This is a genomic window from Streptomyces sp. NPDC017890, assembly GCF_044328675.1.
Lineage (GTDB): Bacteria > Actinomycetota > Actinomycetes > Streptomycetales > Streptomycetaceae > Streptomyces.
In genome coordinates this window covers 133,726-154,030 of the sequence record NZ_JBIRHU010000018.1, presented here as the reverse complement: position 1 = coordinate 154,030, position 20,305 = coordinate 133,726, and the positions used below count along the sequence as shown (strand labels likewise).

Here is a 20,305-nt window from a genome sequence, read left to right as displayed (position 1 = left end):
GCCCCGCCGGCGCGCCGCTCGGCGGGCCGTTGTCAGTGGTGCGCGCTAGCGTTCACAGGACTGGCACCAAGCCCCGTTCCGGGAGGCAGTCATGTCCTCGCGTCTCAATCCCTACCTCAGCTTCGACGGCGACGCCCGACAGGCGATGGAGTTCTACGAGCAGGTGTTCGGCGGCGTGCTGTCGCTGAACACCTTCGGTGCGTCCGGCGACTCCGACAGCCCTCATGCCGACAAGATCATGCACGGCATGCTGGAGACACCGAGCGGCTTCACCCTGATGGGCGCCGACACCCCGCCCGGGATGACACACAGCCCGGGGAGCAACTTCTCGGTGAGTCTCAGCGGCGACGACGAGTCCGAGCTGCGCGGCTACTGGGAGAGACTGTCCGCCGGCGGCTCCGTCGCCGTGCCGCTGGAGAAGCAGATGTGGGGCGACGTCTTCGGCATGTGCACGGACCGGTTCGGCATCCCCTGGATGGTGAACATCAGCGAGCCGTCGAGCTGACCGCGCAGGCCCGCCGGCCCGCACGCGCGGCTCACCCCCGCCGCACCTCCTCGATCGTCACCGGCCGGTGCTCGCGCAGGGACAGGGTGCACGCCTCGGCGATCCAGCCCGCCTCCAGCGCGTCCTCGATCGTGCACGGGGAGGGGCGGGCGCCGGCGACGACCTCGGTGAACGCGGTGAGCTCTGCGCGGTAGGCCGCGGCGAAGCGGTCCATGAAGAAGTCGTGCGGAGTGCCGGCCGGGAAAGTCGCGCCGGGCTCGACCGAGCGCAGTGGCAGCTTGTCCTCCAGGCCGACGGCGATGGAGTCCGCGAAACCGTGGATCTCCATGCGGACGTCGTGGCCGCGCGCGTTGTGGCGGCTGTTGGAGACCACGGCGATCGTGCCGTCGTCCAGGGTGAGGACCGCGCCGGTGGTGTCGGCGTCGCCGGCGTCCTTGATGAAGTCGGCGCCGCGGTTGCCGCCGACGGCGTACACCTCGGTCACCTCACGGCCGGTCACCCAGCGGATGATGTCGAAGTCGTGCACCGAGCAGTCACGGAAGATGCCCCCGGAGGCGGCGATGTACGCGGCCGGCGGCGGCGCCGGGTCCAGCGTGGTCGACCGCACGGTGTGCAGCTTGCCCAGCTCGCCCCCCTGCACCGCCGCCCGCGCGGCGACGAACCCGGCGTCGAAACGGCGGTTGTAGCCGATCTGGACCGTCACGTCACGGCCCGCGACCGCCTTGAGCACCTCGACGCCCTCCTCCATGGTGCGGGCGACGGGCTTCTCGCAGAAGACGGGGACCCCGGCCTCGACGGCGGCCAGGATCAGGTCCGGGTGGGCGTCGGTCGCCGCCGCGACCACCACCCCGTCCACCCCGGCGGCCAGCACCGCATCGGGCGAGTCCGCCACCTCGGCGCCGAACCGCTCGGCGGCGGCACGCGCGGCGTCCGCGAACGGGTCGGCGACGACCAGCGAGTCGACGGCGTCGAGTCCCCGGAGGGTCTCGGCGTGGAAGGCTCCGATGCGGCCGAGGCCGAGGATTCCCATGCGCATGGTTCTCTTCGCTCCTTGTGCGTGATTGCGGTGCCGGATCCGTGTACTCGGTCCAGGCACCCGGAACGTTCTGGGCCCGGTCGAGCACCGGGCCGTGGCCCACCACCCCGGACCGCCTCCGCGGCGGCGGACCACGCGGAGCGGTGCGAGCGCGCGGACCCGTACGGCAGGCGGTCCTGACGGCACGGTCGCGGCAGTTCCGTGCTCATCCCTCGGGACGGACCTCCACCCAGGCGCCCCGCTCGGCCGACCGCGCCATCGCGTCCAGTACGGCCGCACCGTGCACCGCGTCCGGCAGGGTGGCGCCGTACGGGGTGCCCTCCGCGATCGAGCGAAGGAAGCGGTGGGCCTCCACCACCTTGAGGTCGTCGTAGCCCATGGCGTTCGCCGCGCCCGGCTGGAAGGCGGCGAACTCGCCGTGCGCGGGTCCGACGTAGACGGTGCTGACCGGCTGGTCCTGGTACGCCGTGCCGCGGCTGACGCCCATTTCGTTCATGCGGCGGAAGTCCCAGAACACCGCGCCCTTGGTGCCGTGAACCTCGAAGCCGTAGTTGTTCTGCTCGCCGACCGAGACCCGGCAGGCCTCCAGGACACCGCGGGCGCCGGAGGTGAAGCGCAGCAGACAGCTGACGTAGTCCTCGTTTTCGACCGGGCCAGGCTCGCCGCCCGCGGCCCGGGAGTGGCCGGCCGTGGCGGCGGCCGGGCGGGCCCGCTCGGGCAGGAAGACCGCCGTGTCGGCGGTCAGCGACGCGATGTCGCCGAGCAGGAAGCGGGCGAGGTCCACGCCGTGCGAGGCCAGGTCGCCGAGTACCCCGCTACCGCCTCGCTCCCGCTCGTAGCGCCAGGTCAGCGCGGACTCGGGATGGGCCGCGTAGTCGCTGAGAAGACGGATGCGGACGTGCGTGACGGTGCCGAGCTCGCCGGACGCGATCAGCTCGTGGGCGGCCTCGACGGCCGGCGCGTTGCGGTAGTTGAAGCCGACCGCGCCCTGGACACCGGCCTTGGCGACCGCGTCCGCCACCGCCCGGGCGTCCTCGGCGGTCAGGCCGACCGGCTTCTCGATCCAGATGTGCTTGCCGGCCTCGGCCATCGCGACGGCGATCTCGCGGTGCAGGAAGTTGGGTGCGGTGATGCTGACCGCCCCCACCCGCGGATCGGCGGCCACGTCGCGCCAGTCACGCGTCGTCGACGCGAATCCGAACTGCGCGGCGGCCTCCTCCGCGCGCCCCGGCACCTCCTCGGCGACCGTGACCAGCTCCGGACGCAGGGCGAGTCGCGGATAGTGGTGCCGGACACGGGCGTACGCCTGGGTGTGCACCCGGCCCATCCAGCCGAAACCGACGACCGCGACACCGAGCGCATCCACCATGAGAGCCCCTCTTCGGACCGGTCCCTGCTCTGTCCCGCCCACCCTGGGTGGCGTATCGGCATCATGTCAACCTTTTGACAGGACATATGTCGGCGCGAGCGAGACCACTCGTCCCCCGTCTCCGGCCACGGACACCGCTGGAGGCCGGCGACACGTTTGCGGACCCCGCCCGGACGCCCGGGCCGGCCTGATCCCGGCGTTCGGGTGGGCCCGATCCCGGCGTTCGGGCGGGCCGACCCGGCATCCCGGCGTTCGGGTGGGCCGGTCCGGCCGTCCGGGCCAGCCTTTCGCCTACACCTTCCGGTAGGAGTACGCCTCCGCGGCCGCCTCCTCCACGGCCGCGAGGTCGGCGCCCGTCGACGCCGTGACCACCGCGGCGACCGCGCCCTCCACGAAGGGGGCGTCCACCAGGCGGGTGTTCGCCGGGAGTTCGTCGCCCTCGGCGAGCAGCGCCTTGACGGTGAGCACCGCGCTGCCGAGGTCGGTGAGGACGGCGACCCCCGCGCCCCGGTCCACGGACGCGGCAGCGGCGGAGACCAGCTCGGAGCTGGTACCGAACCCGCCGGACGCGGTCCCGCCCGCCGCGGCGACGGGCACGGTCATGCCACCGCCCGCCAAGCCCTTCGCCAACTCGGCCACCGACGCGGCGACCTCGGCGCTGTGCGACACCAGCACGATCCCGACCAGCCTCTCGTCACTCACCGGCCGCCTCCTCCAGCGCGGCGACGAGCAGTGCCGCCGAGGTAGCCCCGGGGTCCTGGTGCCCGATGCTGCGCTCCCCGAGATAGCTCGCCCTGCCCTTGCGGGCCCGCAGTGGCACGGTGGCCTCGGCCCCCTTCTCGGCGGCGACGCGGGCCGCGGCGAACGAGTCACCGAGGGCGTCCACGGCGGGCACCAGGGCGTCGACCATGGTCTTGTCACCCGGCGCGGCACCCCCGAGCTTCCGGACGGCGTCGACCCCCGTCCGCAACGCCTCGGCCAGCTGCTCCTGGCTCACCTCTGCGGCGTCCCCGAGCGCCTTGCCGGTACGGCGCAGCAGCGTCCCGTACAGCGGCCCCGAGGCGCCGCCGACGGTGGAGATGAGCTGCCCCCCGGCGAGGGTCAGCACGGCGCCGGGCGTGTCGGGCGCCTCCTTGTCCAGCGTGGCCGTCACGGCCGTGAACCCGCGCCGGAGGTTGCTGCCGTGGTCGGCGTCGCCGATCGGCGAATCGAGGGCGGTGAGCCGTTCCGCGTCGCGGTCGACCGACGTGGCGGTCGCCGTCATCCAACGGCGGAAGAAGTCGGCGTCGAACACTGGATCTCCTTGCCTGGTGGGTATGTTGTGATCCCTTCCCCGTTCGCCGTCACATGCCCCACCTCAGACCCGGTGTCCTCACCGGCGCGTCCCACAGCCCGAGCAGCTCCTCGTCGATCTGGCACAGGGTGACCGAGGCCCCCGCCATGTCCAGCGAGGTGACGTAGTTGCCGACGAGGGTGCGGGCGACGGCGACACCGCGCTCGCCGAGCACCCGCTGCACCTCGGCGTTGAAGCCGTACAGCTCCAGCAGCGGCGTCGCGCCCATGCCGTTGACCAGGACCAGGACGGGGTTGCGCGGGTTGAGGTCGGTCAGGACCGCGTCCACGGCAGCCTCGGCGATCTCACCCGAGGTCATCATCGGGCGCCGCTCCCGGCCGGGCTCGCCGTGAATCCCGATGCCGAGCTCCAGCTCCCCGGTGGGCAGGTCGAAGGTCGGACTGCCCTTGGCCGGCGTGGTGCAGGCGCTGAGCGCGACACCGAAACTGCGGGAGCTGTCGTTCACCTGGCGGGCGATCGCCTCCACCCGCTCCAGCGGCCGGCCCTCGTCCGCCGCGGCCCCGGCGATCTTCTCCACGAACAGCGTCGCCCCCGTGCCCCGCCGCCCGGCCGTGTAGAGGCTGTCCGTCACCGCCACGTCGTCGTTGACCAGTACCTTGGCTACCTGGATGCCCTCGTCCTCGGCCAGCTCGGCGGCCATGTCGAAGTTGAGCACGTCACCGGTGTAGTTCTTGACGACGAACAACACCCCTGCCCCGCTGTCCACGGCGGCCGCAGCCCGCACCATCTGGTCCGGCACCGGCGAGGTGAACACCTCACCCGGGCAGGCCGCCGACAGCATCCCGGGACCCACGAACCCGCCGTGCAGCGGTTCGTGCCCGGATCCGCCCCCCGACACCAGGGCGACCTTCCCGGCCACGGGAGCGTCCCGTCGCATGATCACCCTGTTCTCGACATCCACGGTCAACTCGGGATGGGCGGCCGCCATACCGCGCAGCGCGTCCGCGACCACGGTCTCCGGGACGTTGATGAGCATCTCCATGGGTACCTCCTGGGAAACTTGGCAGGCCAGTCGTTGACCTGCCTCTTTGCTGGTCAGAGCGGTGGAAACGGTTTTCGATCCTTGCGGTCCGTGACGGCTCGGAGCGGGCTGTGGCGGTACTGATGCTGACTTGCTGCCGACTTTATGACGGAACGTCAGGCCGGCCGGACGGTCGAACGCGGCTTGGTCGGGATCCCTGCTGTCGGCAGTATCGGCCTTGCGGCAGCGAAGGTCACGCGCGAGAACGGCATGGGCGCGCCCCGGTCCGTCAGGAACCGTGCGGTGGTGGCCGCACGCCGGTCTCTTGGCACGTCTGGCTTCGGCCTCCGGCGGTGTGAGGGGACACTTCATCCCTCGCCTGCGTCACAAGTGCCAGTGGTGCGGCGTTCGCCTCCCGGGCCGGACCGGTGAGCAGCACGATGTGTGACGCGCGGAGCGCCTGAGCGGCGCGTATCGCCGGCGTATCGAAAAGCGGATACACGCCGGCAACACGGGGCCGACTTGAGTGGCGTCATGTCCTACCGCGAATCAGCACCCCTGTCCCTCCCTGTGACGCTGACCGTCGCGCCGATCAGCGACGCCGAGCACCTGGCCTTCGTGCGGGCGCGGCGGTCGGTGAACTTTGCGCAGACCCCGGCGTGGGGGCGGGTGAAGACGGAGTGGCGCAGTGAGTCGCTCGGATGGTTCGACGGCGGGCGGCTTGTGGGGGCGGGGCTTGTCCTTCACCGGCCGGTGCCGGGGCTGTCGCGGTACACGCTTGCGTATGTGCCGTGGGGTCCTGACATCGACTGGTCCGGGGACGTCGGTGCGTGGCTCGACCCGCTGGCCGCATTTCTCAAGGCCCGTGGCGCGTTCGCGATCCGGCTGTGCCCGCCGGTGCGGACGCACACCTGGGATGCGGCGCAGGTGAAGGGCGGCGTGGCCGATCCGGGGGTGCGGAGGCTCACCGGACTCCCCGGCGGGCACGTCGATCCGACCGGTGCCGAGGTGAGCCGACGCCTCCGGGCGGCCGGCTGGCTGCCGCAGAGCCCTGAGGACGGGTTCGGGGCCGGGCAGCCGCAGTTCACGTACGAGGTGCCGCTGGTGGGAAGGTCCGAGGACGACGTCCTGAAGGTCATGAACCAGCAGTGGCGCCGCAACATCAAGAAGGCCGCGAAGGCGGGGGTCGAGGTCACGGCCGGTGCCGCGTCGGACCTCGCGGCGTTCCACGAGCTCTACGTGCACACCGCCGCGCGCGACGGATTCACTCCGCGGCCGCTGGCGTACTTCGAGAAGGTGTTCGCGGAGTTGAGTGCCGAGGATCCCGAGCGGATCGCGCTCTATCTGGCACGCCACGAGGGCGAGTTGGCGGCCGCGACGGTCCTGGTGCGGGTCGGCGGACACGCCTGGTACGTGTACGGCGCCTCCTCGACGGCCAAACGTGAGGTGCGGGGTTCCAACGCGTGCCAGTGGGCGATGATCCGTGACACCCTGGCGGCGGGCTGCGACGTGTACGACCTGCGGGGCATCACCCCGACGCTCGACGCCGCTGATCCGCATGTGGGCCTGATCCGGTTCAAGGTCGGCACCGGGGGGCGGGCGGTGCGGTACGTCGGGGAGTGGGACCTGCCGCTGCGACCCCTGGTCTACCGCGCCTTCGACCTGTACATGCGTCGGCGCGGGCGCTGAGCCCGCCCCGCACGGTCATCCGAGTGCGGCGGCCACCTCGTCGAGGCGGGCGCCGCGCGACGCCTTGACGAGGACGACGTCGCCGCCGGTGAGGCTCTCGCGCAGCCAGGCGGCAACTGCTTGGTTGTCGGTGAACGCGACCGCCCGCTCCCCTGCGGCATCGGCGACGGGACGGGCGGTTTCGCCGACGACGGCCACCAGGTCGGCGCGCGCGGCCGCGTACTCGCCCACTGCTCGGTGTTCGGTCTCGCTGTCGGCGCCGAGTTCGAGCATCGCGCCGAGTACGGCGATACGGCGCCGGCCCGCGATCGCGGCGAGCGTGTCCAGGGCGGCCCGGGTGGAGTCGGGGTTGGCGTTGTAGGAGTCGTTGAGCAGGGTCGCGCCGCAGGCCAGGGTGCGGCGCTCCATGCGCCACCTGGACAGTGAGGCGGCGCTGAGGGCCACCGCCGAGGTGACCAGGGGGATGCCGGCCGCGAGTCCCGCCGCGGCGGCGGCCGCCGCGTTGAGTGCCTGGTGGGCGCCCAGGAGCGGCAGCGCGACACGGGCCGAGGCGCCGGAGGTGCGCAGCGTGAAGGTCGCCCGCCCCAGGCGGTCGAGGACCAGGTCCTGGACACGCACGTCGGCGTGTTCACCGCGGCCGAAGGTCAGGACCGGCCCGTCGGCCATCGCGCGCATCGCGACGACGCGGGGGTCGTCGGCGTTGAGGACGGCGGTTCCGCCGGGTGCGAGGCCGCGCACGAGTTCGCCCTTGGTCCGTGCGATGGCCGCGCGCGAGCCGAACTCCCCGATGTGGGCCTGGCCGACGTTGAGAACGGCCGCGATGTCGGGTGCGACCAGGCCGGTGAGGTGGGCTATGTCGCCGAGGTGGCGGGCGCCCATTTCGAGGGCGAGGAAGCGGGTGTGCGCGTCGGCCCGCAGCATGGTCAGGGGCACGCCGAGTTCGTTGTTGTACGAACCGTGTGTGGCGACGGTCGGCCCGGCACCCGAAAGGATCACGGACAGCAGGTCCTTGGTGCTGGTCTTGCCTTGCGAGCCCGTCACCGCGACGACGGTCAGCCGCTCGCGCAGCCGGGCCACGGCGTGGGCGGCGAGTGTCTGCAGTGCGGCCGGTACGTCGTCGACGACGACTGTGGGGAGCGGTGTCGGCCGTGAACCGAGCACGGCGGTCGCACGGGTGTGGCCGGCGTAGTCGTGGCCGTCGACGCGCTCACCGACCATGGCGACGAAGAGACCGCCCGGTTCACCGTGCCGGCTGTCGAGTACGGCCGGCGCACTCACTGTGACGGTCGCGTCACCCGTGACCCGGCCGCCGACGAGCGTGGCGATCTCGGCGAGGGAGAGGGAGTGCGGGGCGAGGGATGGCTGGCTCTGAGTCATGGCTCCAGTAGAGGCGGCGGGGTGTTGCCGGCGCGTATGCGTTTCTCGATACGCCGACGATAGGTGGTGGGCTTTGGTGGGGGGTGTTCGCTTTCGGCGTCCGGGGACTCCGAGGCTCCGGCCGGACCGCCGGAGCCTCGCCGTATTCATCCCAGACTCACCTGTGTGATGAGAAAGTTGAAATAGGTGTCCGGGTAGGGCTCGTCCTTGAGCGTGTAATGCCACCATTCGCGTGCGTAGGAGCTGAATCCGCTGGTCTCCATGATGGAGCGAAGACGCCTGCGGTTGTCCGCTGCGGCGCGCGGGATTCCTTCCGCTCCGTGGTGCGAAATCGGGTCCATCAGGTCGTGGTCGCCGCCCATGGTGGCGAGGTCGCCGCTTTCCAGGTGGTACAGCGTCAGGTCGACGGTACTGCCGCGGCTGTGGCCCGACTTAGCGGCCACGTAACCGATCTCGAACATCTCGGGCCGGTCGATTTTGGGGTAGTGGCGGTGCTTGGTGCGGCCGTCCTCCGGCTGCTCCGACCAGCGCAGGAAAGAGTCCACGGCACGTTGCGGACGGTAGCCGTCCCAGAGAAGGAGGCCGAATCCGTGCGAGGCCGCCTCTTCTCGCGCACTCTGCAATGCCGCACACAGGGCCCTGGTGCCGACGATACGATTGGCCAGGTACCCGTCGACCGGTTTTCCGGTGAAGTTGTCCCAGGTGGCGTATTTGGCGTCCCAGCGGATCCCGGGTATGAACTCGTCTATGAAGACGAAGTCGTTACGCATCGGCCTGCTCCGTCGGAGTCAGGGGCCGGGCGAGCGTCCCGGTCACCAGGCGGTCGATCACTTCGGGCAGCGGAACCCCGGCGGCGGCCATCATCCTCGGATATCGGCTGTACGAGGTCATGCCGGGGAATGTGTTGACCTCGTTGAGGACGACCTGTCCGTCGTCCTTGAGGAACAGGTCCACGCGAGCGAGTCCGCTGCAGCCCAGGGCGCGGTAGACGGCCTTCGCCACCTCCTGGACGCGTGCCCGGTGTTCAGTCGCAATATCGGCGGGGACGATCGGCGTCGAATTGTCGGAGCCGGTCTCGGGTTCGTCCTCCTGGTGTATCCGGAAAAATCCGTGGGACAGGGCGATGCGGTCGACTTCTCCCGCGGTCAGGTCCGTTCCGTCGCCCAGGATGGCGCATCCAACCTCGCTGCCGACGACTGCCTCTTCGACCAGGACTTTCGTGTCGTACCGCCGGGCGACGTCCAGCGCCGCCGGCAGTTCTTCCGCGTTCGCCACCTTGCTGACCCCGAAGGACGATCCCGAGCGGGCCGGCTTGACGAAGACGGGATAGGTGAGCCGGTCGGCGTCGATGTCCTCGCCCGCCGCGACCGTCCAGAAATTCGGCGTGGCGATTCCGGCGCCGGCGGCGACGACATAGGCGAGGGATTTGTCCATGCCCAGCGCGGAACTCTGGACGTCGCAGCCCACGTACGGGATACCGGACAGCTCGAGCAGGCCCTGGACCGCGCCGTCCTCCCCGAGTCTGCCGTGCAGGACGGGCACCACGACATCCAGGCCGATCGTCTCGTACTTCCCCTGATCGAGGACGAGCAGTCCCCGTACGCCGCGGTCCGGGGACAGCACGGCGGGCCGGTGTGCGCCACCGGCCCAGTCCGTGGCGGGGCCCTCGCAGAGTTTCCAGGCGCCGTTGCGCGTGATCCCGATGAAGTACGGCTCGTATTTGTCCGGGTCGAGGTTTCGTGCGATCTCCTGCGCGGACTTGATGGAAATGGGGTGTTCCTCCGAGCAGCCTCCGAAGAGGATCCCGACCTGAAGCTTGGCCTTAGGCATGCTGATTCCCTTTTTCGAAGTCGAGGCAGTTGGTGATCGAGTTCTCGATCATGTCGCTCAGGGCGCGGTCCGTGTAATGCGCGGTGTGTGGACTGATGAAGGCGTTCGGCATTTCCTGCAGCCGCAGCAGTGGCTTGCTGTCGATGGGTGCGTTCCGTCGGTCGGCGTAGAACACGCCTTCCTCGCCCTCGACGACGTCGAGGGCGACACCGCCCAGGCGCCCGTCCTCCAGTGCCCCGACCAGCGCGGTGGTGTCGATGAGGGCACCGCGCCCGGTGTTGACCACGAACGCGCCGGGTTTCAGCCGCTGGATGCGTTCGCGGTCGAGGAGGTGGTGCGTCTCGGCGTTGAGCGGCACATGGAGCGTGACGACGTCGCTCGACCTCAGCAAGTCATCGAGCGACACCTCGTCGCCGAGGTCACCGGATTCACCGGCACGGTTTCCGTACGCCAATATCCGGCATCCGAAGGCGCGGAGCCTTTCCACGACGGCCGTGCCAATGCGCCCCGTTCCGACCACGCCGACGGTCAGGTCGCGCAGATCCTTCCCCCGTACGTCGTGCAGCCGGTAGTCGTGCACATCCGTACGGCGGACAGTGGACTTGGCGTGGCGCACCGCCATCAGCAGCATCATCACCGTGTAGTCGGCGACACTGTCGGGGGAATAGCAGACGTTCCCGACGGAAATACCGACGCGGCCCGCATAATCCACGGCGATGTGGTCGTACCCGATGCTTCTTGTGGAGATGTAGGAGACGCCGACTCGGCTCAGCGCACGAAGCGTCGCCGGGGTGATCCGGGTCTTGTGTCCGACGCTGAGGCATCGGTTTCCGGATGCCAGGTGGACGTTGTCCTCCGACACCGCGAATTCTGTGATTGTCGGCGTCACTCCGAATCGGGGCGCCAGTTCCCGGAACCGTGCCGCTTCGTCCCGCCCGCATCCGAAAGCGGTGATTCCCACTGGTTCGCTGTAGGTCATACCTCCATTCAAGGAAACGGCGTGTTGCCGACGCGTATGCAGTTTTCGATACGCTGCCGATACGTTGTCGGCCCGCCGCGCCGGCCCGCGCGGTGTTCATCGAGCAGGCCGCCAGCCGGTCACGGTGGCTGTTCGCGATGGACGGCGCCACCCCGGCAAGCCGGGCCATGTCGGCGGCCGTCCAGGCGCGGCCGTCGAGCAGGGCTGGTCACATGGCGGCGCTGGTGCGGTCCGTCGGGAGGGCTGTCGCGCCGCAGGCTTCACCCCTCCGACGTCGACTCGTGACCCCGCCACGCGTCACCGAGTCCGTCCTGCAGATGGAGGCGCGCGCCTGCGCGCTCGCCGGGTGCGGAGGGTGGTTGCTGCAGTGCCGAGTGTGAGACGCAGCGCGTCCATGCCGCCCCGCGGGTCTGGAACCGACTGATTCACAACTTCCGCCGCTACCACAGCCTCTCCGCCGAGGCCGGACACGGCTTCCTGTCGGAGCACGCCTCTCGGGACCGCGCTCGCCGCCCGGCTTCGACCAGGATCTGCTGGGCCGGGCCCGCTTCTACAACGACGTGGCCCTGGTCGGCGCCCTGTGGTGGAATGGGCGGCCGATGCCTGGGTGGACCCGGTGTCCGCCGCCCGCGAGGCCCACGTGGTGCTCGGGCACACCGAACGCGGCATCCAGCGCGCCGAGAACGTGGCGCGCGAGAATGCTCACGATGCCGCGCAGCACGCGTGGGACATCCGGCGGATCCTGGCGTAAGTCGACAGGGCCTCACCACCCCCCGCATAGTCGGCGGGGCGCATATCACGACCGCGGGGACGTGCGTGCGGGCAGTTCCACCGTGATGCGCAGGCCGCCGGTGTCGCGCGGGGTGAGGGTGAGGGTGCCGTCGTGTGCGCGAGTGATGGTTGAGACGATGGCCAAGCCGAGGCCGACGCCCGTCTGGTTGGCGTGGATGCGCTCGGTGCCTCTCTGGAATGGTTCGGTGAGCGTCGAGACCAGGTGTGGAGGCAGTTTCTCGCCGGTGTTTTCGACCGTGAGCATCACGGTGCCGGAGTGGACGCCGGTTGTGACCCACACCCTGCCCTGTTCGGACAGGTTGTGGACGATCGCGTTGTGCACGAGGTTCATGGTCAGTTGCAGCAGGAGCGCCGTCGATCCGCTCGCGGGGGTGATGTCGCCGCGGGTCTCGATGGTGACGCCGTTCTTTTCCGCGAGGGGGAGCAGCGTTTCGGTGGCTTCTTCCGCCATGAGGGACAGGTCGACCTGTTCTCGGGTGAAGGATCGCTGGTCGGCTCGGCTGAGCAAGAGCAACGCTTCAGTGAGGTCGATCGCTCGGGTATTGACAGCATGGAGGCGGTCGAGGACTTCGCCGGTGTGGCGTGATGGATCGGTGCGGGCCACGTCGAGAAGTGACTTCGAGACGGCCAGCGGGGTGCGTAGTTCGTGCGAGGCGTTCGCCGCGAATCTCTGCTGCTCGGCGACGTGTGCTTCAAGCCGTGCGAGCATCGCGTCGAAGGCGTCGGCAAGTTCGCGGAACTCGTCCTCGCGGCCCGGCATCCGGATACGGTGCGAGAGCGATCCCGTAGCGGCCGTGCGGGTGGCGTTGGTGATGCGAGCCAGGGGGGCGAGCATACGACCGGCGAGGACCCATCCTCCCAGGAGGCCGAACACGAGGAGGAACACCATTACTGCGGCCGCCGTAGGCGCGAAACCCTGCACGAAGTCGATGACCGGGTTTCTTTTCCATGCCCCCTCTTCGTTGGTTTGCAACCACCCCTGTCGCAGGAGGAACACTGCTGCGGCGGCGAGCGCCAAGGCACCGGCGAGCATGAGGAATCCGGCGTAGCTGAGGGCGAGCTTGAGGCGGACACTTAATCCGGACGCCCTAGCCATGGTTCTCTGCCCCGTCTCCGGCCTGCGGCTGTGCATCGATTCGATAGCCGACGCCGGAGACCGTGGCGATGATCCACGGCTCACCGAGACGCTTGCGCAGTGCTGAGACGGTGATTCGGACAGCATTGGTGAACGGATCGGCGTTCTCATCCCACGCGCGCTCCAGAAGTTCCTCGGCGCTGACGACACCGCCCTCGGCGGCGATGAGGACCTCGAGTACGGCGAACTGCTTGCGCGTCAGCGCGACGTAGCGGCCGTCCCGGTAGACCTCGCGTCGGAACGGATCCAGCCGCAGCCCTGCGATCTCACGGACCGGAGGCCGGCTGTGGGCACGCCTGCGGTCGAGCGCTCGGAGCCTGAGGACGAGTTCCTGCAGTTCGAACGGTTTCGTGAGGTAGTCGTCGGCGCCGAGTTCGAAGCCGGATGCCTTGTCGTCGAGGCGGTCGGCCGCGGTCAGCATGAGGATCGGCATGCCGCTGCCCGAGGCGACGATGCGCTTGGCGATCTCGTCACCGGAAGGGCCGGGGATATCGCGGTCGAGGACGGCGATGTCGTATCTATTGATGCTCAGCATTTCCAGGGCGATGTCACCGTCGCCCGCGAGGTCGGCCGCGATCGCTTCCAGGCGCAGGCCATCGCGGATGGCTTCCGCCATATAGGGTTCGTCCTCGACGATCAACACACGCATACTCTCGATGTTACGAGGGGGCACATATCGTCCGCGTACCGAAAACCGCATACGCGCCGGCAACACCGTGCCACCGTCTATCAGTGCGTCGCGACCGCCTTCGACGAGCATCCCGGGAAGACAATCGGGGCCGTGACCTGTACGAACACCACCAACTTCCCACGAGATCCTGCCGTCATATCGTCGTCCGGCCACGCCCGGGTCGTGGCGCGACGGAGACGCAGCGCTGCCTCTTGAAGACGGACTCGGAGGGCATCGGGCTCGCGGTCTCCTCCCGCCGACACCACCGCGGAGGTGTGGATCCCCGTCGGTGAGGCGGCGGACCGCGCGGACCTCGCGTACGGAGCCGCCAGGTTCCTGCGGGGAGAGAACAGCTGCGCGGTCTTCGCCACCGGATCGGGGGCGTACCACCTCACCGGCTGACCGACGGCGACCTGAGCCCCCGATGCCGGTGGGCCGACGGTTGCGGCCGCGATGTCAGTGGGCGTCTCCAGCATGAACGATGCCGGAGTGTTGGGCCGAGTGTGCTGAACAGGCCCAAGACCCCGGCGCGTTCAGCGATCATACGGGCATCGCGACATCAGAACGTCAGGAGTGCTGTGCGATCGATCTTCGGGGATTCCGCCGCCGATCCGGAAACCGGGAGAGCCGCGGAGCGGCTCAGGACCGTCGAACAGTGGCGCTCCTACCTGGCTGAGTACGGTGCCGATGTTCTGCGGGTGTCGGCCGAGGGCGAGTTGTTCAACGTCAGCGACGAGCAGCGCGCCACCGGATGGTTGGGCTACGAGGGCGCGGACGAGGAGCGGATCGTGGCTCTGGAGGACCGGCTCGCAACCCGGCTCCCGCCCAGCTATCGCTCGTTCCTGGGCGCCTCCGACGGCTGGTCGCGTCTCGGCCCGTTCATGTATGAGATGCGTACGACCGGCGCCCTCGACTGGCTCGACGACGATGACGCCGACATGTACATGGGCACCTATGACGATGAGCCGGACGACGCGAGCAAGCACGTCAGGGCCCCCGTCCTGCTCATCGCGGACGAGGGCGACGCCCAGTGGTGGCTGCTGGACTCCGGGGACGTGTCGCAGGACGGGGAGTGGGCCGCGTACACCTGGTCGAGTTGGCAACCGGGTCTGAGCGACCGGTACGGGTCCTTCGCCGAGTTGGTCGCGGCGCAGCGCAACTCGTTCCAGGAACTCAAGGGCTACGAAGGCAGCGCCGTTGATCCAGATGGTGCCGAGCAGCTGGTGGCCGAGGGCCGTGCGCAGGCCCTGCGGGGCGAGGTCGAGAGGGCGGTGGCCACCTTCGAGCAGGCCGCCGTCAAGGGGTCGGGGGCCGGTGCCTACCTGGCTGTCATACTGAGCGCCTTCCTCGACTTGACCTACGCGCATCACCACGTCCGCAACGGCATCCTCGGGCGTCCGCATGTCATCGAGGCGGTCGGCCTCGAGCAGGTACGTGCGGAGGCCGTGCCGCTGTATCTGCGTCGCACGGTGGAGGAGTACGGACCTGGGAGGGACTTCTCGTCGGCGCTCGTGCCAGAGCTCCGTATGTCCGAGGGCAAGCCCGTCACGGACTGGATCCCCCACGCCGCCGCGTCCGCCCCGCCGACGCTTCCCGAATCCCCCGTCTTCCAGGAGGCTCTGGACGCGGCCCGGAGGATCGCCCTGTCCGGTGCCACCGACGACGCCTGGACCGTCCTCGAGGCCGCTCTGCCCCACTGGCACTCCGAGTCGTCGTACCGTATAGCCCCGGTCGTGCTCCTTACCGACCCGGCCTTCCGTGAGGTGATCACCGCACCCCGGGCCCGTCTCGTCGTCACCACACCGCGGGGCGAGGTGCGCGGGCGGCAGCAGCCCGAGTGACGGCGAGAGCTTCAGGCTCGCGCTTCGCGAGTGTGGGTGTCCGAGGCTTGAGTCAAGTAGGCCGATTGCGCCTCTGACCTAGGACGATGAGACTTGTCAAGGGTCCTGTTCGTCGTCAGGAAAGCTGCACTGAAGAAGCGTATCGGGTCGTACCCGCGTGTCCGCGTCGGCCACGTACCTGGTTGACCGTGCGTGCGCTGTTGGGTGCGTAATGACGCTGCCAAGTGAGCCAGGCGGAGGCGTGGTGACCGAAACGTATCTTGCCGATGTCGCGATTGCGCTCGACGTCCCGCGGGGGCCGCACCTGCTGTTCTCCGCCGTGGTGTTCGCGGTCGCGGCCTGTGTCGCCCTGCGGTACTGCCTGCCGGGCCCCGAGACCGACGCCGAACCGGCCGGTGAGGCCGACGCCGGGGACCGCGCCCCGGTGCCGGCCCGGTCCCCGGCGGCGGGATTGCGCACCGGCTGGGTGCTGGCCGCGCTCGTGCTCATCGCCACGGCCGGCATCCTCGTCGAGGACGCGGGCATGTCCTGGGCCACCCTTTACCTCTCCGACTCGCTGCACGCCACCGCGGCAATGGCCGCGTCCGGGTATGTCGCCCTGGTGGGCGCGCAGTTCGTCGGCCGGATCGTCGGAGACCGGCTCGTTGACCGCTTCGGGCAGCGCACGGTGGCCCGCTCCGGTGCCCTGATCGCCGCGGTCGGCAGGGCCTGGCCCTGGCCGCGCCGACGGTGCCCGGCACGGTCCTCGGGTTCGCCGCGGCCGGGTTCGGGGTGGCGACGCTGGTGCCGGCGGCCATGCACGAGGCCGACGAACTGCCGGGCCTCAGGCCCGGGTCGGGGCTGACCCTCGTCTCGTGGCTGATGCGGCTCGGCTTCCTGCTCTCCCCGCCGGTCGTGGGCCTGGTCGCCGACGCGGCGAGCCTGCGGGTGGGCCTGCTGGTGGTGCCGCTCGCGGGGCTTCTCGCCCTCGTGTGCGGCGTAGTGCTCCGGGCCCGGCGACGCTGAGCGGGGCCCCCGGGCGACACGCCGCCGCGCGTGTACGTACGTGCGCTTGCGGGGACTCGCGGGGATACGACCGGGCGCATGCCGACGGGCCACTTCGCGGGCGACTCCCGAACGGACCTCGAACGCATGCCGGCGGGCGGCCTCTGTCCGCAGTCCGCTCGCGAAGACCGCGCAGAGGAGAAGCCGGCTCGCCGCGGCGCGAACTGCGCGAGCCGCAGCGGACCGGGCGACGGCAGTGCTCCGTGCGAGGGCTTCAGCTGCCTGCTGCGCGGCGTCGGGGCAGTCGTCGTCGATCGCGACGCGGTCGAGCAGGTTGCCCTCGTGCCGCGTACAACACCCGTTGCCCCGATGCCTGCCCTCGCGTACCTTGCCTTCCGCTCGGGAAGTTCGGACTCTGGAGCGACAGGCCGGACGGGTGCGGAGAGACGGGAGCGGGAATGTGGAACAGGCGCGATGGTTCCGCGTGGGCTCCCGAGGTGGCGGCACCCACCAAGCCGCTGGTCCGGCATGGTGCAGCCCGTTCCGGTGACGCCCACGGGCACCGGTACTCCAGCACAGCCGGCCCGTTCTCTCCCGAGGCGGTCCAGCTGCTGCAGGGCAGCGCCGGGAATGCGGCCGTCTCCCGGGCGATGGCGCACCACGCGCCCGTCCCGACCGTGCAGCGGAAACCCGCAAATCCTCAGCGGGAAAAGAAGAAGCAGGCCAAGAGGGCCGAGAACCAGCGGATACAGCTGAACGAACCGCGCGACGCCAATCAGAAACTCGCGATCGCCACGTCGAACGGGCACGCGGTGGAGGCGCGGAGCGGACTGGGCAATGCCCCGAAGGACGTCCAGGACATGTACGCCAGGCTTCCCGAGGACGAAAGGCCTTGGAGCGGGCTGCAGCAGGCCGAGAACCGGAAGTTCGAGAACTGCGCCGAAGCCCAGCTCTACGTCACGCTGCTGGCCCGGAACAAGAATCCGAGATCCTTCGACCTCGCCACCTACGGCGCGGATGAGAAGGTCGCACCGCCGTGCAAGAACTGCGCGCAGTGGGTGCACAAGGCCTTCCGCTCCGTGGCGAAGGGAAACAGGCCCTACAAGCGGGAACGCAACTAGCCGGGCGGGCCAGGGCAGCGGCCCGAACACCCCGGAGTCATCACCTGGACACCTGCCCCGGCGACGACCCAGCGGCTCGTACTCCACGAGTCCGAAGCCCGGGACCGCGCGGCGGTCATCGAGCTGAACCCCCTCGCCGGGGACTGCGCGCCCGGCCCTCGCCGCCCTCGTCCCCCTGCGGGAAAGCGGCACCGTCCAGTACCTCGGCAGCCGGGTACCCGCCGGGGTCATGGTGATCCTGGCCGGGTCACCGCCCGCACGACCCTGCCGGTGGCCGAAGCCCGCGCCGCAGCCCCGCTCGCGGTCCTGGCCGCCGCCCTCGGCCTGCGCCTGTGGCGCCGCGACGCACTGCTGGGCATCCTCGGCGGCACCACCACCCACGTGCTCCTGACCGGCACGGTCGAACGTGGTGGGGCGAGGGTCGGAAAGCCGCCGCCGACGTCCTTGCCCGCTCGGCCGCTCGCGTCGCCCGACGCCCTTTCGCGGTGTCCGCGCCCCATGCCGCGCAGTCGGCGGGGCGCTCGAAGAGGGGGCTCAGGTGCGCCGCTGCGCCTCGTGCGTGCGCGGCCAGGGCATCCCGTGGAGGCGCTCGATGTCGGAGTTGAAACGTCGGAGGTAGTCGGCGAAGGCCGCGACGTCCTCCTCGGGCCAGTCGGCCATGATGCGGTCCAGGCTGGCGACGATGCCCGTGCGTTCCTCGTCGAGGCGCCGTTCACCTTCTTCGGTGATGCGGAACTTGCGGGCCATGCCGCCCTCGGGGTCGGGGATGCGCTCGACGAGGCCGGCGCGCACGGCGGCCGCGGTCTGCCGGTTGAGGGTGGAGGCGTCCAGCCCGAAGGCGTCGCCCAGCTGGCCGATGGACATCGGGCCCTGCGTGCGGATCCGGCTGAGCAGGATGTAGGCGCTGCGGTCCAGAACGCTGCCGGAGCGGCGGCCCTTGCCCTTGTGCAGATGCATGTAGCGGCCCAGCAGCATCTGCTCGAACTCCACCTGGTCCGTGGCCCTGTCCGCCGTGTTCACATGCCCTCTTCTCTGCGGTGCGTCTCCCTCGAGCTCACTCGATTCCATCATATGCAACAGACATAGAATGTGTTAGGTACATAGGATATGTATGATGCACGCTCGGTGCCTGTTCGAGGTGCCGGTTCCCATTGACCTTCGTAGAGGAGCACCACCATGGACGGCCCTCAGCCGACCACTCGCTCAGGCGCTGTCGTCGCGACGCTTGCGCTGGCGGGTACCGTGGCCGCGATCATGCAGACCCTGGTGACCCCGCTGATCGCGGAACTGCCGCAGATCCTGGACACCACGCCCTCGAACGCGGCCTGGGTGATCACGGTCACCCTGCTCGTGGCGGGTGTGTGCGTCCCGGTCTCCGGACGTCTCGGCGACCTGGTGGGCAAGCGGCGGATGCTGCTCGTCTGCGCCGTCCCGCTGGTGGTCGGCTCGGTGGTCTGCGCGCTCGCCTCGTCCGTCGTGCCGATGATCGTGGGCCGCGGTCTGCAGGGCATGGGCATGGGCATGGTGCCCCTGGGCATCGCGCTGCTGCGCGACGTCGTTCCGCAGGAGAAGCTGAGCGGCTCCATCGCCCTGGTCAGCGCCTCCATGGGTATCGGTGGCGCGATCGGCCTGCCCCTGGCCGCGGCCGTGGCGCAGTACGCGGACTGGCGTGTGCTGTTCTGGGGGTCGGCCGCGCTCGCCCTGCTGATCGGCATTCTGATCTTCGTCTTCGTCCCGGACGTGCCGGCCGGTGCGAAGGGACAGCGATTCGACACCCCCGGAGCCATCGGTCTCGCTATCGGCCTGGTCTCGCTGTTGCTGGCGATCTCCAAGGGCGGTGACTGGGGCTGGACCTCGGGCACCACGCTGGGCCTGTTCGCTCTGGCCGTCGTCACCCTCGCGGTCTGGGGCCTCTACGAGCTGCGCACCCGGGAACCGCTGGTCGATCTGCGCACCACCGCCCGCCCCCGCGTCCTGTCCACCAACGCCTCTTCCGTCCTGATCGGCGTCGGCATGTACGCGTTCATGCTGATCGCCCCGCAGCTCCTCCAGTTCCCCGAGGCCACCGGCTACGGCCTGGGCCAGTCGATGCTGGCCGCCGGCCTGTACCTCGCGCCCGGCGGTGTGATGATGATGATCGTCTCCCCGCTCGGCGGAAAGCTGATCAACGCCCGTGGTCCCAAGTTCACCCTCATCTGCGGCGCGCTGGTCATGGCCGTCGGATACGGGATCGCGCTGCCGCTCATGGGGACCGCCTGGGGCCTGATGGCCGTCGGTATCGTCATCAACAGCGGCGTCGGCCTCGCCTACGGCGCGATGCCCGCCCTGATCATGAGCGCCGTCCCGGTCTCCGAGACGGCCGCCGCCAACGGCTTCAACACCCTGATGCGCTCGCTGGGCACGACCATCGGGTCGGCGGTGATCGGCGTCGTCCTGGCGCAGATGACCATCACCATGGGCGGCCACACTCTCGCCTCCGAGGACGGTTTCCGCACCGGGCTGCTGATCGGCTGCGGCGTGGCCGTGGTGTCGGCCGCCGTCGCGCTGCTGATCCCCGCCGTGCGTACCGGTACCACCGGTGACTCGGCGGCCGGCAAGACCCCGGCCGAGCAGGCGCCGGCCAGCGCCTGAGCCGACCGCCGGCGCCCGGTGCGCCCACCCG

General features: G+C 70.1%; 19 protein-coding genes and 2 pseudogenes. 8 read left to right on the top strand and 13 right to left on the bottom strand.

What is annotated here, in order from left to right; all coding sequences use genetic code 11:
* The first annotated feature begins 91 nt into the window (after positions 1-91).
* Complete coding sequence (locus ACH4F2_RS24080; RefSeq protein ID WP_398134793.1) at positions 92-505, top strand: VOC family protein; 414 nt, start codon at positions 92-94, stop codon at positions 503-505.
* A gap of 31 nt (positions 506-536) precedes the next feature.
* Here the strand turns inward: ACH4F2_RS24080 and ACH4F2_RS24075 are convergent, their stop codons facing one another.
* The 5 genes from ACH4F2_RS24075 to dhaK form a co-directional block, all read right to left on the bottom strand.
* Positions 537-1,541, bottom strand: coding sequence for a Gfo/Idh/MocA family oxidoreductase (locus ACH4F2_RS24075; RefSeq protein ID WP_398134792.1), 1,005 nt, complete (start codon positions 1,539-1,541; stop codon positions 537-539).
* A 205-nt stretch (positions 1,542-1,746) separates the two neighbouring features.
* Complete coding sequence (locus ACH4F2_RS24070) at positions 1,747-2,910, bottom strand: Gfo/Idh/MocA family protein (protein ID WP_398134791.1); 1,164 nt, start codon at positions 2,908-2,910, stop codon at positions 1,747-1,749.
* 291 nt (positions 2,911-3,201) lie between these two features.
* Positions 3,202-3,612 (bottom strand): PTS-dependent dihydroxyacetone kinase phosphotransferase subunit DhaM, encoded by a 411-nt coding sequence (locus ACH4F2_RS24065; protein WP_398134790.1) that lies wholly within the window; start codon positions 3,610-3,612, stop codon positions 3,202-3,204.
* The gene (gene dhaL, locus ACH4F2_RS24060; RefSeq protein ID WP_398134789.1) at positions 3,605-4,204 is read right to left on the bottom strand and encodes a dihydroxyacetone kinase subunit DhaL; all 600 of its coding nucleotides are present in this window, start codon (positions 4,202-4,204) and stop codon (positions 3,605-3,607) included. The genes ACH4F2_RS24065 and dhaL overlap by 8 nt, the downstream gene beginning before the upstream one ends.
* 49 nt (positions 4,205-4,253) lie before the next feature.
* Positions 4,254-5,246: a dihydroxyacetone kinase subunit DhaK gene (gene dhaK, locus ACH4F2_RS24055; RefSeq protein WP_398134788.1), complete on the bottom strand. Its 993-nt coding sequence runs from the start codon at positions 5,244-5,246 to the stop codon at positions 4,254-4,256.
* A gap of 513 nt (positions 5,247-5,759) precedes the next feature.
* Here dhaK and ACH4F2_RS24050 point away from each other — a divergent pair.
* Entirely contained in the window at positions 5,760-6,914 is a 1,155-nt protein-coding gene (locus tag ACH4F2_RS24050; protein ID WP_398134787.1) for a lipid II:glycine glycyltransferase FemX, read from the top strand.
* A gap of 15 nt (positions 6,915-6,929) precedes the next feature.
* Here the strand turns inward: ACH4F2_RS24050 and murF are convergent, their stop codons facing one another.
* The 5 genes and pseudogenes from murF to ACH4F2_RS24025 all read right to left on the bottom strand — a co-directional run.
* Positions 6,930-8,291: a UDP-N-acetylmuramoyl-tripeptide--D-alanyl-D-alanine ligase gene (gene murF / locus ACH4F2_RS24045; protein WP_398134786.1), complete on the bottom strand. Its 1,362-nt coding sequence runs from the start codon at positions 8,289-8,291 to the stop codon at positions 6,930-6,932.
* Between the two features lie 146 nt (positions 8,292-8,437).
* The gene (gene vanX / locus ACH4F2_RS24040) at positions 8,438-9,061 is read right to left on the bottom strand and encodes a D-Ala-D-Ala dipeptidase VanX (protein WP_398134785.1); all 624 of its coding nucleotides are present in this window, start codon (positions 9,059-9,061) and stop codon (positions 8,438-8,440) included.
* Positions 9,054-10,121 (bottom strand): D-alanine--(R)-lactate ligase, encoded by a 1,068-nt coding sequence (gene vanA / locus ACH4F2_RS24035; RefSeq protein ID WP_398134784.1) that lies wholly within the window; start codon positions 10,119-10,121, stop codon positions 9,054-9,056. Before vanA ends, vanX begins: the two co-directional genes overlap by 8 nt.
* Complete coding sequence (locus ACH4F2_RS24030; RefSeq protein WP_398134783.1) at positions 10,114-11,100, bottom strand: D-isomer specific 2-hydroxyacid dehydrogenase family protein; 987 nt, start codon at positions 11,098-11,100, stop codon at positions 10,114-10,116. The genes vanA and ACH4F2_RS24030 overlap by 8 nt, the downstream gene beginning before the upstream one ends.
* Before the next feature lie 106 nt (positions 11,101-11,206).
* Positions 11,207-11,305, bottom strand: a pseudogene (locus tag ACH4F2_RS24025) (transcriptional regulator); the annotation flags it as partial.
* 375 nt (positions 11,306-11,680) lie between these two features.
* On the opposite strand from ACH4F2_RS24025, the gene ACH4F2_RS24020 reads away from it, so the two are divergent.
* Positions 11,681-11,851 (top strand): hypothetical protein, encoded by a 171-nt coding sequence (locus ACH4F2_RS24020; RefSeq protein WP_398134782.1) that lies wholly within the window; start codon positions 11,681-11,683, stop codon positions 11,849-11,851.
* A gap of 45 nt (positions 11,852-11,896) precedes the next feature.
* Here the strand turns inward: ACH4F2_RS24020 and ACH4F2_RS24015 are convergent, their stop codons facing one another.
* On the bottom strand, positions 11,897-12,988 hold the full coding sequence (locus ACH4F2_RS24015; RefSeq protein ID WP_398134781.1) for a sensor histidine kinase: 1,092 nt from the start codon (positions 12,986-12,988) through the stop codon (positions 11,897-11,899).
* Positions 12,981-13,676 carry a response regulator transcription factor gene (locus ACH4F2_RS24010; protein WP_398134780.1) on the bottom strand — a complete coding sequence of 232 codons (696 nt, stop codon included), beginning with the start codon at positions 13,674-13,676 and terminating at the stop codon, positions 12,981-12,983. The genes ACH4F2_RS24015 and ACH4F2_RS24010 overlap by 8 nt, the downstream gene beginning before the upstream one ends.
* Positions 13,677-13,970: 294 nt before the next feature.
* On the opposite strand from ACH4F2_RS24010, the gene ACH4F2_RS24005 reads away from it, so the two are divergent.
* The 4 genes and pseudogenes from ACH4F2_RS24005 to ACH4F2_RS23990 all read left to right on the top strand — a co-directional run bounded on the left by ACH4F2_RS24005 (position 13,971) and on the right by ACH4F2_RS23990 (position 17,643).
* Positions 13,971-14,099, top strand: a complete 129-nt coding sequence (locus tag ACH4F2_RS24005) for a hypothetical protein (protein WP_398134779.1) — start codon at positions 13,971-13,973, stop codon at positions 14,097-14,099.
* 176 nt (positions 14,100-14,275) lie between these two features.
* On the top strand, positions 14,276-15,538 hold the full coding sequence (locus ACH4F2_RS24000; protein WP_398134778.1) for an SMI1/KNR4 family protein: 1,263 nt from the start codon (positions 14,276-14,278) through the stop codon (positions 15,536-15,538).
* Between the two features lie 238 nt (positions 15,539-15,776).
* Positions 15,777-16,543, top strand: a pseudogene (locus ACH4F2_RS23995) (MFS transporter); the annotation flags it as partial.
* Between the two features lie 476 nt (positions 16,544-17,019).
* Positions 17,020-17,643 carry a hypothetical protein gene (locus tag ACH4F2_RS23990; protein WP_398134777.1) on the top strand — a complete coding sequence of 208 codons (624 nt, stop codon included), beginning with the start codon at positions 17,020-17,022 and terminating at the stop codon, positions 17,641-17,643.
* Between the two features lie 534 nt (positions 17,644-18,177).
* On the opposite strand, the gene ACH4F2_RS23985 is transcribed toward ACH4F2_RS23990, so the two are convergent.
* A complete protein-coding gene (locus tag ACH4F2_RS23985; RefSeq protein ID WP_398134838.1) occupies positions 18,178-18,618 on the bottom strand; it encodes a MarR family winged helix-turn-helix transcriptional regulator in 441 nt (146 codons plus the stop codon).
* Between the two features lie 201 nt (positions 18,619-18,819).
* Between ACH4F2_RS23985 and ACH4F2_RS23980 the strand changes: the two genes are divergently transcribed.
* The gene (locus ACH4F2_RS23980) at positions 18,820-20,274 is read left to right on the top strand and encodes an MFS transporter (RefSeq protein WP_398134776.1); all 1,455 of its coding nucleotides are present in this window, start codon (positions 18,820-18,822) and stop codon (positions 20,272-20,274) included.
* Positions 20,275-20,305 lie beyond the last annotated feature (31 nt).